Genomic DNA, 13,386 nt, shown 5'->3' with positions numbered 1-13,386 from the left:
GAACCTTAAAAATAATAAAAAAATCAGCACTACAAATTGTAATGCTGATTTCTAACTAACTAATTCAATCTTATTTATTTAATTAAAAAATAGTACGATTAATGATTAGAAGCTTCTCCCGCTCCAGAAGGAATTCTAATACTTTCTACCATTTCTTGTACATCTTTTGGTGGTGCCGGAGTCATTCTAGAAACCACTACAGAAATAACCACATTAACAAACATTGCAATAGTACCAAAACCTTCTGGAGATGTACCAAACCACCAATCTTCTTCTGTACCACCACCAAACATATCTAGTTTAAATTTCATCATATAAAAAAGCATCAATACAATACCTACTACCATACCAGAAATGGTGCCTTCTTTGTTCATCTTTTTATCAAAAATACCCAAAACAATTGCAGGAAAAAAAGAAGCTGCTGCCAAACCAAATGCAAGTGCTACTACCGCAGCAACAAACCCTGGCGGATTGATACCAAAATACCCTGCAATTAAAATTGCTACGAATATTGATATTCTTGCTGCCATTAATTCTGCCTTGTCTGAAATATCTGGTTTTAGTTGTTTTTTTATTAAATCATGAGAAACAGATGTTGAAATCACCAATAACAATCCTGCTGCTGTAGATAAAGCTGCTGCTAAACCACCTGCTGCAACCAAACCAATTACCCAGTTTGGTAATTGTGCTATTTCTGGATTTGCTAAAACCATAATATCACGATCTACATACAATTCGTTTTTAGCAGCTAAATTTGCATTTGAAACCAATCTTTCTCCATAAGTACCTCTTTCTTCTGTATACACCGGTTTTTTACCATCTAAAGCATTTCCTGCTACATACTGAATTTTACCATCTCCATTTTTATCCGTCCAAGAAATCAACCCTGTGTCCTCCCAATTTTTAAACCAAACAGGAATGTCTGCATACTCTTTTTCACTTACCGTTTCAATTAAATTAGTTCTAGAAAAAACAGCAATTGCTGGAGCCGTAGTATATAAAATAGCGATTAAAAGCAATGCATACCCTGCAGATTTACGTGCATCTTTTACTTTAGGCACGGTAAAGAAACGAACAATAACATGTGGTAATCCGGCTGTACCAGCCATTAAAGCTAGGGTAATTGCAAAAACATCCCAAGTAGATTTAGAGCCAGAAGTATATTCTTTAAACCCTAATTGTGTATGTAAAGTGTCTAATTTATCTAAAAGAAAAGTACCATCTTCTACCGTGCTTCCCATTCCTATTTGAGGAATTAAATTCCCTGTCATTTGTACAGAGATAAAAAATGCGGGCACCATAAAAGCAAAAATCAATACACAATATTGTGCAACTTGTGTATACGTAATTCCTTTCATCCCTCCTAAAAGAGCGAAAACTAATACAACTGTCATACCTATTAAAACACCATACACAATATCAACTTGTAAAAATTGAGAAAAAACAATTCCTACACCTCTCATTTGTCCTGCAACATAAGTAAAAGACACTATTAAGGCACAAATTACCGCCACTGTTCTTGCTGTGTTTGAGTAATATCTATCGCCAATAAAATCTGGTACTGTAAACTTACCAAACTTACGTAAATAAGGAGCTAACAATAACGCTAACAACACGTAACCACCAGTCCACCCCATTAGGTAAACAGAACCATCATAACCAGCAAAGGAAATAATACCTGCCATACTAATAAAAGAGGCGGCACTCATCCAATCTGCAGCGGTTGCCATACCATTGGCTAAAGGAGAAACTCCTCCACCAGCAACATAAAATTCTTTTGTAGAGCCTGCTCTAGCCCAAATTGCGATTCCGAAATAAAGGGCGAAAGTAATCCCTACTAATAACCAAGTCCAAAATTGTACACTCATAATAATATTGTTTTATTTTTTAGTTTTAGGTAAGAATTATTCGTCGAAACCGTATTTTTTATCTAATTTATTCATCAACCTTATGTAAACGAAAATTAGAATAACGAATACATAAATAGATCCCTGTTGGGCGAACCAAAAACCGAGTTTAAAACCTCCGAGCCTTATGGTATCTAAAGCTTCTCTAAATAAAATTCCGCATCCAAAGGATACCACAAACCATATTACAAGTAGTATTGTTAAATACTTAATGTTTTCTTTCCAATACGCAGAAGCGTTCTTTTGTTTATCACTCATTTTTATTCGTTTTTATAAATAAATCATTGCTTGTAAAGTTACAGCGCTTGTTGAAGTGCCATAATCTTGATTTTGATACTCTAATGTTAATTTGGAATTATGCCCACTCATAAAAGCGTTAATACCTATACCTAAAATATTTCTATTATTGGTGGTGGCATCATAACTATTGCGTCCATAAGAAAGATAAGGTTGAAGTCTTGTTTTTGTTGAATCGCCTGCAAACACATAACCTATATGAGCATAAACCATATTGCCAGTTCCATAAGCACTGTATAAATAATTTTCTCCGTAGTCATTAGATTGATAGGTTGCATAAACAGTAAGTGCACTTCCATCGACTCCCAAAGGAGTGTCATAAAAAGCATCTATAGCAAAAATAGAAACATCTTCGCCTACAGAATTACCACTTTCTATTTTTACAGAACCATTAGGATGTAAGAAAAATCCAGCACCTATATTAAATACTTTTTTTTCGCCAAGATAGGTTCCTACTTTAAAAGGCAAAAAATTAGATTCTTGCTCTAAAAAATTATATTCAAAATATCCTGCAAAGGTTTTTCCTGCATCTTTGGTACCCAATAAATTTACGCCACCATAAACTGTTTGTCCGCTAACAGCAGGTCTAGCATCTAAACCATTTGTAATGGCATCATTTATAGCCATTCGGTATTGTAGTTGACCTAATTTACCTTTTACAAAGAGACCAACATGCCTTGCAAATTGATCTGACAAACCAATAGTAGCCCAAGACTGACGATTATTATCGAGAGTCATCATATTTAAAGTACTTTGGTTATTCAGTCTAGAGATACCGTTAAAATAATGTAATCCAGCTCCAACAGAGTGCTCATCACTTAAATTATATTGTACCCAAGCATCGTGTAAAAAAAGTTGAGAACCATCTCCATTACCTGTTGGAGAAAGTGAACCCGCCTCTAAACTATTGAGCCCAAAATGGGTTAAAATTAAAAACTTATCGGTAATTTGAGAGAACATCATAATACGCGCTCTTCTTAAATTAAAACTTGTTTTACTAGAAGTTGCCGGAGCATCATTATTGTACGAGGCTTGTACTTGTGCCCAAGAAATTACCCGAAGGTATTTTTTACCGTTTTCATCGAATTTAATTTTTAGTCCTCCATTATAGTCAGGAGAGCCTTGTGCAACAAGAAATTGAGAAGAGACAAGAGAAAAAACTACGAATAGTATTTTTTGTTTTTTCATAATTTTTGTTGTTTAGCTAGTAAATAATTGATTTTGTGTGCACTGCTAAACTCCGAAAAACAATTAATTAACAAAAAACTGATATATTTATTTGTTAATTACATATACTAATCCTTAAAACGCTCCCATTTAATCAACATAAATTTATCACCTAACTCTGTAACCACAACTCCAGCTCCCTTTATATTCTCTGAATTACTAAAATAAACACCTAGTTCTGTAGCATTTAAAATTTTATAAGTAGAGTGATACTTAGAATTATAAGGTCTTTTTATGTTGTATTTTTTCACCCAATTCATAACACTTACATGAGATACACCTAAAATACGTTCTATCTCTCGATAGGTCAATCCTTCTAAATATAGCTGCAAAGATTTGTTTACATAATAATCATCTATCTTCTTCCCTATTTTATTTACCGTAAAAAAGTAATTGCATTTTTTACATTTATAGCGCTGTCTATTATTAACAATACCACTTTTAATGTATGTGTCTGAGCTACAATTTGGGCATAAATCTATGGTCATATATATTAATTTAGCATAAATATACTAATTTAGCAATTAAATTTTAATTAATTTGTTAAAAAAAACAACAATATCAAACAAAAAATAGTTTAAAATAGTGAATAACACTAATTTTTAAAACTTATATTATTAAAATGAAAATTTAAAAACCACTTAAAACAACTCATAAATATAGTTTTAACAATACAAGCTATTTTAACAGGTAGTTAAAAAAAAAAGGAATTAATGACTCTTAAGCCACTTAAGAAGTGGCTGATTTTTTTATCAATATTTATGCTACCTTTATTTTTATTTTATAGGTGTAAAAAACTACTAAATTATTAAACTTAGAATTTGTTAATAGACTCATTTATTACTTATTGGCACATCATACTGCTATTCTTTACCGTCGCAATTTTATATTCTTCGGTTGGTTTTGGTGGTGGCTCTAGCTATTTAGCTATTTTGGCATTAACGGGCATCGTCTTTACACAAATAAGAGCAACCGCACTTTTATGCAATATTGTTGTCGTTTCTGGAAACGTATTTTTATTTTACCATCAAAAGAAGATTGATTGGAAAAAAGTAATCCCACTTATTTTACTGAGTATTCCTTTTGCTTTTTTGGGTGGAAAATTAAAAATCAGTCAGCATGTATTCTTTATTCTTTTAGGGTTTACTTTACTATTTGCTGCCATTACTATGTGGGTTTCTAAAAAGATTATTTCTTCGGATGAAAAACAAACAAACCTAAAACCTATTAAAAATGCTAGTTTTGGTGGTGTTATTGGTTTTATATCTGGAATGGTTGGCATTGGTGGTGGTGTGTTTCTTGCACCATTATTACATCTTACAAATTGGGATACTCCTAAAAAAATTGCATCTACGGCAAGTGTTTTTATTTTAGTAAATTCTTTAGCGGGCTTACTAGGACAATACTCAAACCCTGATTTTATTATTGACTGGAGTTTAACTTCTATTTTATTAATTACCGTTTTTATTGGAGGACAAATAGGCAGCAGAATGAGTAATAATTACTTCTCTCCTATTCAACTTAAAAAAGCGACTTCCATTTTAATTGCTTTTGTGAGTTTGCGTATTCTTTGGAAATACCTTTTTTAGAGAAGAGTAAATACAGTCTCTTGTTACTAAAAATCAAAACTTTAAAAAAGTAAATCAAATAAAAATTGTGTATTATCAGCAATCAAAATACCTTTGAAACCATCAATTATAAAAAATAAAAAATGTTAGAAATAATCTTCACCTTACTCATGTTAGTGTTATTACAAGCTGTACTTGGCTTTGATAACTTGCTTTACATCTCTTTAGAATCTAAAAAAGCGCCAGAGGCGGATCAAAAAAAAGTTAGAAAAACAGGAATTTTAATCGCTATCGTTTTAAGAATCGTACTGCTTTTTGTATTGGTTTCTATCATCGATTTTTTTCAAGATCCTTTTTCCTTTTTATCAGGAGGAATAGAAGATATTATCCATTTTGCCTTTAACGGACATAGTATCATTGTATTGTTAGGTGGTGGTTTTATCATTTTTACGGCTATAAAAGAAATATGGCACATGATTTCTACCAAGGGAATGGAAGTTTCTGAAATGGCTTCAGACAAAGGCACCAAATCTTCTAATGCCGTTATTACAAGTATTGTTATTATGAATTTGGTCTTTTCTTTCGATTCCATTTTAGCCGCAATTGGGCTTACAAGCGAAATAGAAAACACGACCACTGCTTTTATAGTTATGGCAATTGCTATTGTAATAAGTGGTTTATTAATGCTTATTATGGCTGATAAAATCTCTACTTTCTTATCAAAAAACAGAATGTATGAAGTTCTTGGTTTGTTTATCCTTTTTATTGTAGGAATTATGCTAGTAACAGAAGGTGGCCATTTAGCACATATTAAAATATTTGGCGAAGAAATTGTACCAATGAGTAAAACAACATTCTACTTTGTATTAGCTATTTTAATAATTGTAGATGTTGTACAGGGAAAATATCAGAAGAACCTATTAGCGAAAGCTAAAAAATAACACCAAATTAAAATCATAAAAAAAGTCGTTGTATGTATTTACAACGACTTTTTTTATGTCTTTATTTAATTTCCGTACTAAATCATCTACTTTCTTTCCAAACCAGATCTATGGTTATTGCACTTGATAAAACTACTATTTTGCTTGAATCATTAGCAAAATCAGTATTTAAATCTACTTTATATTTGTCTGCTGTGGTAAAAATTTCTTTTAGAGCTCCGTTCCATTTTTTAGTTATTATTCCTATTTGTTTATCAGAAGCATCATTTATTTGAAAATTCCAAGCTTTCATATCTCCAGTAATTACAGCTACAAGTTCTTCGGATGTATTATAAATTTTAAAAGTTGGTTTTAGTAATTTAAATTTTTGCTTTATGGTACCAATAGTATTTCCATTAGAATCATCAATACGAATGGTTGACATAAAGAAAGTCCAACCTCTAGCTATAGATGCTTGTAAATTTCCCGATGCATCCTTTATTTCTAAATGAAAAAGGCAACATCGTTTTGTTTAATATTAATCTAAGTGCTTTTTGTCCTGAAATTAGTTTTTGATTTACAGAACCAACCTCATTTCCTTTATCATTAAATACTTTATAACAATTTTTAAACTTAAAGATATTGACATTTTCGTCAATAAAATAAGTCTTTAAATCAAAAAAATTTGAATTCATTTATTATCTAATTTTTATTAATTGATATAATATTCTTTTTCTCATTTGACATATTACCCAATATTTATTTTTAATCTATTAATCGTTTTTTCTTTAAACTCCTTTTGCCATTCTTCAAGTTTAAATTTGTTTCTCTCTTGAAAAGTAGACGTTTCCCAATACATTTTTAAGGCATAATTTTGTTCCATTATTAATGCTTTGTTAATGTCTCCATTTAGGTTTAGTTCTTCTATAATTTCTCGAATTACTAAATAGTCTTTATTCTCTTTTTGTCCTCCAAAGTTAAATTCAAGATTCTTTCTGTTTTTTATTAATGGATGATTTTTTAACTCCTCAACTGGGTTTAAATTCTTAAACATTCTTATTGCATTTTGAGAAGGAAAATCAATTGCCCAATTGGAAATAATTGAATTAATTATACTTTTTTGAAACTCTAATTCATTTCCAACTCTTTTATATTGAGAAGCCAATTTAAAGCAGCTTTCACTTAGCTCTCCAAAACTTTCGGTACTTTCTTTATAAAATTGAATTGCTTTTTTAGGATCATTTTCTTTCAAGGATTCATTTCCTTTTTGTAGTAAACTAAAAACAAATTTTTCATCCTCAATTTCTTCTTCTCCCCAATCATAATCATTTAACTTATACCATTCTAAAAACTTGTCAAGATTAGAAAATCTCGGAACAATAATTCCTTCATCATGAATCATTTCACAAATTATGGGCTCTTTATTTTCTTTTCCAAACTCCCAATAGAAACCAAAATTATCTCCATTTCCTAAACTTGCTTCTGTAAATTGTAGAAATCCATTTGGAGGATACACACCAATCTCTATTTCTGAATAGATTGATACTTCTTTTATTTTTTCTGGTAATGCCATTTTTTAGAATATTAAGCAATTTTTCATATAAAAAACAGGTAATATATAATGTGTTTGTAATAACCTATTGTCTCAATAATATTTGATGGCATATAAGCCCCATTAGACTCAAAAGAATAGTTAAAACAATTATTTATATTAATCAATAATATCATAACTCATTACAATAGTGTAAACTTTATGCGATCCATTAATCGCCAAGTATCTCGTATTTTGTAAGTTTTTCTTATTACTATTAGAAATTTTTTATCATTGCTTTCGCATACCAAAGTAATATTCCCTCTCTCCATTTGTATGTCTGGATCTGGGTCTGGGTTGTCATCATAGCTCACTTTCTGTAAAATAATATCTTTCCAATCAACACCAAAAGCATTTCCTTTTTTAATTACTTTTCTAAAATTTTCAGAGGCATCTCTTTTAAAGTTTGAAATTATGAGATCTACATCAGGAATGTCTTTGTCTGGTTGCGCAGCACGCTCTACCGGAATGAGGTAAGTGATATCATCTTTAGTTGGTAAACTCTTTAAAAATATTTTTACTTTCTGTTTTTTTAGCGCTTTAAAGACATTGGTTACAATTTTCGTTTTTTCGAAGTTCTCTTGTGCAAAAGAAGTTTGACATACAAGAAAGGAAGTTATAAAAAATAGAAAGTATATAGGACTTTTCATTGATGAAGTGTTTCGTTTTTTTTTAATTGTTACTCTATTCGTTTTCAAATTCACATTTTCAAAGACCGCAATAAGATTTAAACAGTGTTGGCAATCGTTATTTTTTTAATGTTATTTTTTAATGTTATATGATACAATTTTTCAAAATCTTTTAAGATAATCGTGTCCTTGCTTTCATATAAAATATTTACACCATTTCCATTGTTTGAGTTCTTTGCTTTAAACTTTGTTGTTTCGTTATGTAATGAAACTTCTACATAATTGTAGCCATAAGAAGTATAACCACCTACATAATGATTTCCAGAGAATGAATTCCCTAAAACAACCTTGTCAAATGATTTTGGACTTTTTTCTAAATTCCATATAGGTTCTAATCCATTAAGGCGTGTTTTTTCTAACACATCCTTAAACTCACCTGTATGGTCATACCTTGTATATAAAGCGAATTCCTTGTCTTTGAATTTTAAAACACTTACTGAATTTGATAATGGATAAATTGAAACTAGATTCGGTTTTAATTTTTTTATTTTATCAGAAACTAAATTATTTTCTTTTTGATAAGCAACATGAACTAAACTATCTATATAACTCTTAATTTTAATAGTGTCTTTATCATTTATTTTACGCTTATAAACTACATTTAAAGAATCTCTGATTGTAAATGGTTCTCTAGAATTGATGATGAAATTCTTTAATTTTTCTTTTTTGAAATTATTTTCAATAGACATTTTATAAACCTCAATGAATTCAGGTTTTTCATTAGGTTGCATAAAATAAATAGTTCCATCTTTACTAATGTAATTATTAGGAACCTTTAATTCTTTTATGATATTAAATTTTCTATCTAAAATTATCAAATCACCATTTTCGTTATTGGCAAATAAATTTTTCTCATTGTATTTAATATCCATTAAATTAATAGCGAATTGTTTAATAGATATCTTATTGTTTGTATGCTCTGGAAAAATTGGAATTTCGGGATGTTTATCTTCCTCCGTTTTTTGATATCCACAAGAAATAAATATCAGAATAAATAATAGAGATGTTATTTTTAGGGCTTGATTCATTTCGTAATTATAGTAAATGTTTTTATGTTTTGGGAATTTAAGGTTGTTTGGAAGTCTCTTTTTTTTGAAGAAAAATTAAAGTAAATAAAATGCAACAAACTTTGTTAAAGTACTAAATTAAGTAATTTTTCATACACAATGTTGCGACTTTATTTGTGAAATTGTATAAACATAATTAGTTTTTTGAATATAGGTTCTATTTCATATACTCCTCCATCATATCCCAATATTGAGCCACCTATCATTTCTTTAATTAGACCTGTTTTCTCTATTCTGATTAACAATGGTTTATATCTTCAGAACTAAAATTAGTATTATGAAATGCAATTAATTCAGCGTCATTAGTAATTCCTTTAGGGTACTCTTTATCTTTTCTTTTGAAAATGTCAAATTTTTCATTTTCTTTCAAATTGTATAGAGCATATGCAATTTGAATTTCAGGCTCAGACAATTCGTCTATAATTCTTAAATACAATTCAGGTTCGTTATATTTAAAAGTTTTCTTGGAAATAATAGCTCCAGTTACTATTTGAGCATATGTTTTTATTTTTTCAGTATTTCTCGTTTTAGATACAGAATTAAAACTTTTAACTAACAAGTCAAACCCTTCTTCACTTTCTAAATATTTTTTATTTATCTGCTCCTCTTTAAGTTTTGATATTTCAGATTGAAGTTCTTCGATAAAAGTATTGATTCTTTTTATAGTGTAATTCTGACCATGATTGGATATCAAAAAATCTAATGCTCCCCCAACATATGGAATTAGATTTATTCCAGTTCTAATTAATGTTTGTTCTCCATATTGAAGACTTGCTTTCGTTAATTTATCTGTTAGTGTGTTTTTCATAGTTTATAGCTTCCAACATTTAGTAAACCAAATAAATATTGGCTTACTTTTTTTAAAATGATATAAAAATTAATTACTACTACACAACCTCCAAAATACTATCCTTAATTCTTTGAGACGTAATTTGCAAAACCCTTCTATTTATTTCGGATGCATTATCACTATAAAAAGTAAATTCATCCGTAGAAAAATGACCAATGATTACTCCCAAAGTAAAATTCTTATAATTATTGTCCGTTTTATAAATAGCCGTTACTTTACTTCTCTTTTTCTTATCTGGTAAAACAGCAAAATCAACTTTTCTTTTTAGAAGATAGTTTTTAAATGAAGTAATTAATAAATTGTGCTGCATTTTTATAACAGGTCGTATCACTTCATTTTGAAATTTTTCCATTTCAGAAGTTCCTTCCTTAATTAAATCCGTCAAAACTGGTCTTTCTTTTTTATTCATTTAATAATTCCTCTAATTCTAATTGATAATCATATTGTAAATCTTCATGCAAGGTAGCTATTGCTTTTTTAATTAAAACCACTTGCCTATCAAAAGTTGCCGTTAATCTGGCACTATTTTTCATAGACGGTTTAAAGTCTTTTAAACAAGCGCAAAAATGAAGTAACAATGCTGCTTCTGTTTCTTTCTTTTTAGAATACCTAATAAATTTTTTGTTGAGTGTTAAAATCTTTCGAACACTTTTTCTAATATAGAAATAACTCTTTGTATTTATTTCTGAAAACAATACTTCGTTTTGATCTTTTACACTCTGTATATACTGTTCTTCGTCATGAGATTCGAATAACAAATAGGTTAACAATTCTTTATTCTCTTTCTTAAATTTAGACAAATGCAAACACAACTCCTTTAACTCATTGGCAGATTTATGAGAAAGTTCATCTTTTAATTGTTTTAAGGTAACAGCCTTCATTAACTCTATTTTTTTTTACAATATAAAAAAGAAAACCTCACAAAATAAAATCTGTGAGGTTTATATTTAAAATTCCGCTATCGCGGGATAAAATTCTTAATGAATACTTGGTACGTTAACTACTTCATTAACATCAGCATTATAATCTACACCTTCAACTTTAAAACCAAAAAGGTTATAAAAATCGTTACTATAGCCTTCTAAATCGCCAATTTCTGATAAGTTTTCTGTTGTTGCTGTTTCCCAAAGTTTATTAACTTCTGCTTGTACATCTTCTCTCATTTCCCAGTCGTCAACTCTAATTCTACCTTTTTCATCCAAAGCTAAATCTCCACCAAATAAACGCTCACTATACAAACGTTGAATTTGTTCGATACAACCTTCATGAATTCCTTTTGCTTTCATCACCTTATACAATAAAGAAATGTATAAAGGAATTACAGGAATTGCAGAACTTGCTTGTGTAACTAACGCTTTATTTACAGAAACAAATGCTTTACCACCAATTGATTTTAAATCGTCTGAAATTGTAAAAGCTGTAGCTTCTAAATGATCTTTGGCAGCTCCAATAGTTCCGTTTCTATATACTGGCTTTGTTACGTCTGGGCCAATATAAGAATAAGCAACTGTGGTAGCTCCTTCTGCTAATAAGTTTTCAGATTGTAATGCGTCCATCCACATTTTCCAATCTTCACCACCCATTACGTTTATGGTGTTTTCTACATCTTCTCCTTCTGCAGGATTGATAGAAATTTCTGATACTTTACCGGTATGAAAATCTACTGTTTTGTTAGAAAAAACATCGCCAATTGGCTTTAAAACGGATTTATATCTTTTTCCTGTTACAGGATGTGTTCTTACTGGTGAGGCTAAACTGTAAATTACTAAATCTACTTGCCCTAAGTCTTCTTTAATTAAGTTTACAACTTGCTCTTTTATTTCGTTAGAAAAAGCATCTCCGTTGATACTTTTTGCATATAAACCTGCAGCAGTTGCATGTTTTTCAAAAGCTGCTGTATTGTAAAAACCTGGTGAACCTGGTCTACCTTCTGTTGCTGGTTTGTCAAAGAAAACCCCAATAGTTGCAGCATCAGATCCAAAAGCACTTGATATCCTTGAAGCTAGTCCAAATCCTGTAGAAGAACCTATTACTAGTACTTTTTTAGCTCCGTCAATTTTTCCTTTCGATTTTACGTATTCTATTTGATTGATCACGTTTTGCTCACAACCCGTTGGGTGCGATGTTAAACAGATAAATCCTCTTGTTCTTGGTTCTATAATCATGGTTGTTAGTTTTAAAAGATTCGTCATTACGAGGAAGCATAACGAAGTAATCTTTTATTTATAATTAAAATAATCAGATTGCCACGTCGTTCCTCCTCGCAATGACGTAAATTTATGTGTTATTTTAAAAATTGAAGTACATTCTCCTCAATTCTATTTAATACATTGTCTGTAGTCGCTTTTACAAAAGCTTCTCCAGTAATTTGTTCGTATAATTCTATATATCTATTAGAAATTTCGATGATTTTATCATCTGTCATTGCAGGTACTTTTTGTCCGTCTTTTCCTTGAAAACCGTTTTCAATTAACCATTGACGCACAAATTCTTTAGATAGTTGTTTTTGACTTTCGCCTTTGTCTTGTCTTTCTTGATATCCTTCTGCATAAAAATAACGAGAAGAATCTGGAGTATGAATTTCATCAATCAATACAATTTTCCCTTCCTTCGTTTTACCAAATTCATATTTAGTATCCACTAAAATCAATCCTCTTTTTGCTGCAATTTCTGTTCCTCTAGCAAATAAAGCTCTTGTATAGTTTTCTAATATGATATAATCTTCTTCAGAAACAATTCCTTTAGACAAAATATCTTCTCTAGAAATATCTTCATCATGTTCTCCATTATCTGCTTTGGTAGAAGGTGTAATTAAAGGTTCTGGAAATTTATCATTTTCCTTTAATCCTTCTGGCATTTCAACACCACATAAAGTTCTTTTACCTAATTTATATTCACGCGCTGCATGACCAGACATATAACCACGAATAACCATTTCTACTTTAAATGGATCGCATAAATGACCTACTGCTACATTTTCATCTGGATTTGCAATTAACCAATTAGGAACAATATCTGCGGTATCATTCATCATTTTTGTTGCAATCTGATTTAAAATCTGACCTTTAAACGGAATTTGACGTGGTAAAACAACGTCGAAAGCAGACAATCTATCTGTTGCAATCATCACCAAAAGATCGTCATTTATATTATAAACTTCTCTTACTTTACCTATATAAACAGACTTCTGGTTAGGAAATTGAAAATTAGTATTGTTAATTGTATTCATTATATGTTATGTTGTTGTGGCCGCAAAAATAAACTAAAGAC

16 protein-coding genes are annotated in these 13,386 nt (G+C 30.1%); 2 read left to right on the top strand and 14 right to left on the bottom strand.

Going from position 1 to position 13,386, the window contains the following annotated elements:
- Positions 1-98: 98 nt before the first annotated feature.
- From WG945_RS17515 to WG945_RS17500, 4 genes are all read right to left on the bottom strand, one after another.
- Positions 99-1,868, bottom strand: coding sequence for a sodium:solute symporter family protein (locus WG945_RS17515; RefSeq protein WP_068450044.1), 1,770 nt, complete (start codon positions 1,866-1,868; stop codon positions 99-101).
- Between the two features lie 36 nt (positions 1,869-1,904).
- Positions 1,905-2,165 carry a DUF4212 domain-containing protein gene (locus tag WG945_RS17510; RefSeq protein WP_068450043.1) on the bottom strand — a complete coding sequence of 87 codons (261 nt, stop codon included), beginning with the start codon at positions 2,163-2,165 and terminating at the stop codon, positions 1,905-1,907.
- A 12-nt stretch (positions 2,166-2,177) separates the two neighbouring features.
- Positions 2,178-3,392, bottom strand: coding sequence for a hypothetical protein (locus WG945_RS17505; RefSeq protein WP_068450042.1), 1,215 nt, complete (start codon positions 3,390-3,392; stop codon positions 2,178-2,180).
- Between the two features lie 107 nt (positions 3,393-3,499).
- Positions 3,500-3,919: a transposase-like zinc-binding domain-containing protein gene (locus WG945_RS17500; RefSeq protein ID WP_068450041.1), complete on the bottom strand. Its 420-nt coding sequence runs from the start codon at positions 3,917-3,919 to the stop codon at positions 3,500-3,502.
- 333 nt (positions 3,920-4,252) lie between these two features.
- On the opposite strand from WG945_RS17500, the gene WG945_RS17495 reads away from it, so the two are divergent.
- Positions 4,253-5,020 (top strand): sulfite exporter TauE/SafE family protein, encoded by a 768-nt coding sequence (locus WG945_RS17495; RefSeq protein ID WP_068450040.1) that lies wholly within the window; start codon positions 4,253-4,255, stop codon positions 5,018-5,020.
- A gap of 122 nt (positions 5,021-5,142) precedes the next feature.
- On the top strand, positions 5,143-5,940 hold the full coding sequence (locus WG945_RS17490) for a TerC family protein (protein ID WP_068450039.1): 798 nt from the start codon (positions 5,143-5,145) through the stop codon (positions 5,938-5,940).
- An 82-nt stretch (positions 5,941-6,022) separates the two neighbouring features.
- On the opposite strand, the gene WG945_RS17485 is transcribed toward WG945_RS17490, so the two are convergent.
- From WG945_RS17485 to WG945_RS17440, 10 genes are all read right to left on the bottom strand, one after another.
- A complete protein-coding gene (locus WG945_RS17485) occupies positions 6,023-6,388 on the bottom strand; it encodes a phospholipid scramblase-related protein (protein WP_231874653.1) in 366 nt (121 codons plus the stop codon).
- On the bottom strand, positions 6,381-6,614 hold the full coding sequence (locus WG945_RS17480; protein WP_231874652.1) for a hypothetical protein: 234 nt from the start codon (positions 6,612-6,614) through the stop codon (positions 6,381-6,383). Before WG945_RS17480 ends, WG945_RS17485 begins: the two co-directional genes overlap by 8 nt.
- A 53-nt stretch (positions 6,615-6,667) precedes the next feature.
- Positions 6,668-7,492, bottom strand: a complete 825-nt coding sequence (locus WG945_RS17475) for a hypothetical protein (RefSeq protein ID WP_068450038.1) — start codon at positions 7,490-7,492, stop codon at positions 6,668-6,670.
- 161 nt (positions 7,493-7,653) lie between these two features.
- Positions 7,654-8,160 (bottom strand): hypothetical protein, encoded by a 507-nt coding sequence (locus tag WG945_RS17470; RefSeq protein WP_157603637.1) that lies wholly within the window; start codon positions 8,158-8,160, stop codon positions 7,654-7,656.
- 77 nt (positions 8,161-8,237) lie between these two features.
- The gene (locus WG945_RS17465) at positions 8,238-9,227 is read right to left on the bottom strand and encodes a hypothetical protein (RefSeq protein WP_068450036.1); all 990 of its coding nucleotides are present in this window, start codon (positions 9,225-9,227) and stop codon (positions 8,238-8,240) included.
- A gap of 277 nt (positions 9,228-9,504) precedes the next feature.
- Positions 9,505-10,074: a hypothetical protein gene (locus WG945_RS17460; protein ID WP_068450035.1), complete on the bottom strand. Its 570-nt coding sequence runs from the start codon at positions 10,072-10,074 to the stop codon at positions 9,505-9,507.
- Positions 10,075-10,153: 79 nt separating this feature from the next.
- Positions 10,154-10,525, bottom strand: a complete 372-nt coding sequence (locus tag WG945_RS17455) for a glyoxalase (RefSeq protein ID WP_068450034.1) — start codon at positions 10,523-10,525, stop codon at positions 10,154-10,156.
- The gene (locus tag WG945_RS17450; protein WP_068450033.1) at positions 10,518-10,997 is read right to left on the bottom strand and encodes a hypothetical protein; all 480 of its coding nucleotides are present in this window, start codon (positions 10,995-10,997) and stop codon (positions 10,518-10,520) included. Before WG945_RS17450 ends, WG945_RS17455 begins: the two co-directional genes overlap by 8 nt.
- A gap of 96 nt (positions 10,998-11,093) precedes the next feature.
- Entirely contained in the window at positions 11,094-12,281 is a 1,188-nt protein-coding gene (fabV, locus tag WG945_RS17445; RefSeq protein ID WP_082864243.1) for an enoyl-ACP reductase FabV, read from the bottom strand.
- Positions 12,282-12,400: 119 nt separating this feature from the next.
- On the bottom strand, positions 12,401-13,345 hold the full coding sequence (locus WG945_RS17440) for a phosphoribosylaminoimidazolesuccinocarboxamide synthase (protein ID WP_068450031.1): 945 nt from the start codon (positions 13,343-13,345) through the stop codon (positions 12,401-12,403).
- Positions 13,346-13,386: the final 41 nt, after the last annotated feature.

Origin of the sequence: Polaribacter atrinae (assembly GCF_038023995.1) — a bacterium.
GTDB lineage: Bacteria > Bacteroidota > Bacteroidia > Flavobacteriales > Flavobacteriaceae > Polaribacter > Polaribacter atrinae.
This window is presented reverse-complemented; position numbering and strand designations above follow the sequence as displayed.

Coding starts and splice junctions, on each gene's coding strand:
- WG945_RS17465 (WP_068450036.1), bottom strand. CDS start 9,227: ATGAATCAAGCCCTAAAAATAACATCTCTATTATTTATTCTGATATTT.
- WG945_RS17490 (WP_068450039.1), top strand. CDS start 5,143: ATGTTAGAAATAATCTTCACCTTACTCATGTTAGTGTTATTACAAGCT.
- WG945_RS17480 (WP_231874652.1), bottom strand. CDS start 6,614: ATGAATTCAAATTTTTTTGATTTAAAGACTTATTTTATTGACGAAAAT.
- WG945_RS17440 (WP_068450031.1), bottom strand. CDS start 13,345: ATGAATACAATTAACAATACTAATTTTCAATTTCCTAACCAGAAGTCT.
- WG945_RS17500 (WP_068450041.1), bottom strand. CDS start 3,919: ATGACCATAGATTTATGCCCAAATTGTAGCTCAGACACATACATTAAA.
- WG945_RS17470 (WP_157603637.1), bottom strand. CDS start 8,160: ATGAAAAGTCCTATATACTTTCTATTTTTTATAACTTCCTTTCTTGTA.
- WG945_RS17460 (WP_068450035.1), bottom strand. CDS start 10,074: ATGAAAAACACACTAACAGATAAATTAACGAAAGCAAGTCTTCAATAT.
- WG945_RS17505 (WP_068450042.1), bottom strand. CDS start 3,392: ATGAAAAAACAAAAAATACTATTCGTAGTTTTTTCTCTTGTCTCTTCT.
- WG945_RS17455 (WP_068450034.1), bottom strand. CDS start 10,525: ATGAATAAAAAAGAAAGACCAGTTTTGACGGATTTAATTAAGGAAGGA.
- fabV (WP_082864243.1), bottom strand. CDS start 12,281: ATGATTATAGAACCAAGAACAAGAGGATTTATCTGTTTAACATCGCAC.
- WG945_RS17510 (WP_068450043.1), bottom strand. CDS start 2,165: ATGAGTGATAAACAAAAGAACGCTTCTGCGTATTGGAAAGAAAACATT.
- WG945_RS17475 (WP_068450038.1), bottom strand. CDS start 7,492: ATGGCATTACCAGAAAAAATAAAAGAAGTATCAATCTATTCAGAAATA.
- WG945_RS17515 (WP_068450044.1), bottom strand. CDS start 1,868: ATGAGTGTACAATTTTGGACTTGGTTATTAGTAGGGATTACTTTCGCC.
- WG945_RS17450 (WP_068450033.1), bottom strand. CDS start 10,997: ATGAAGGCTGTTACCTTAAAACAATTAAAAGATGAACTTTCTCATAAA.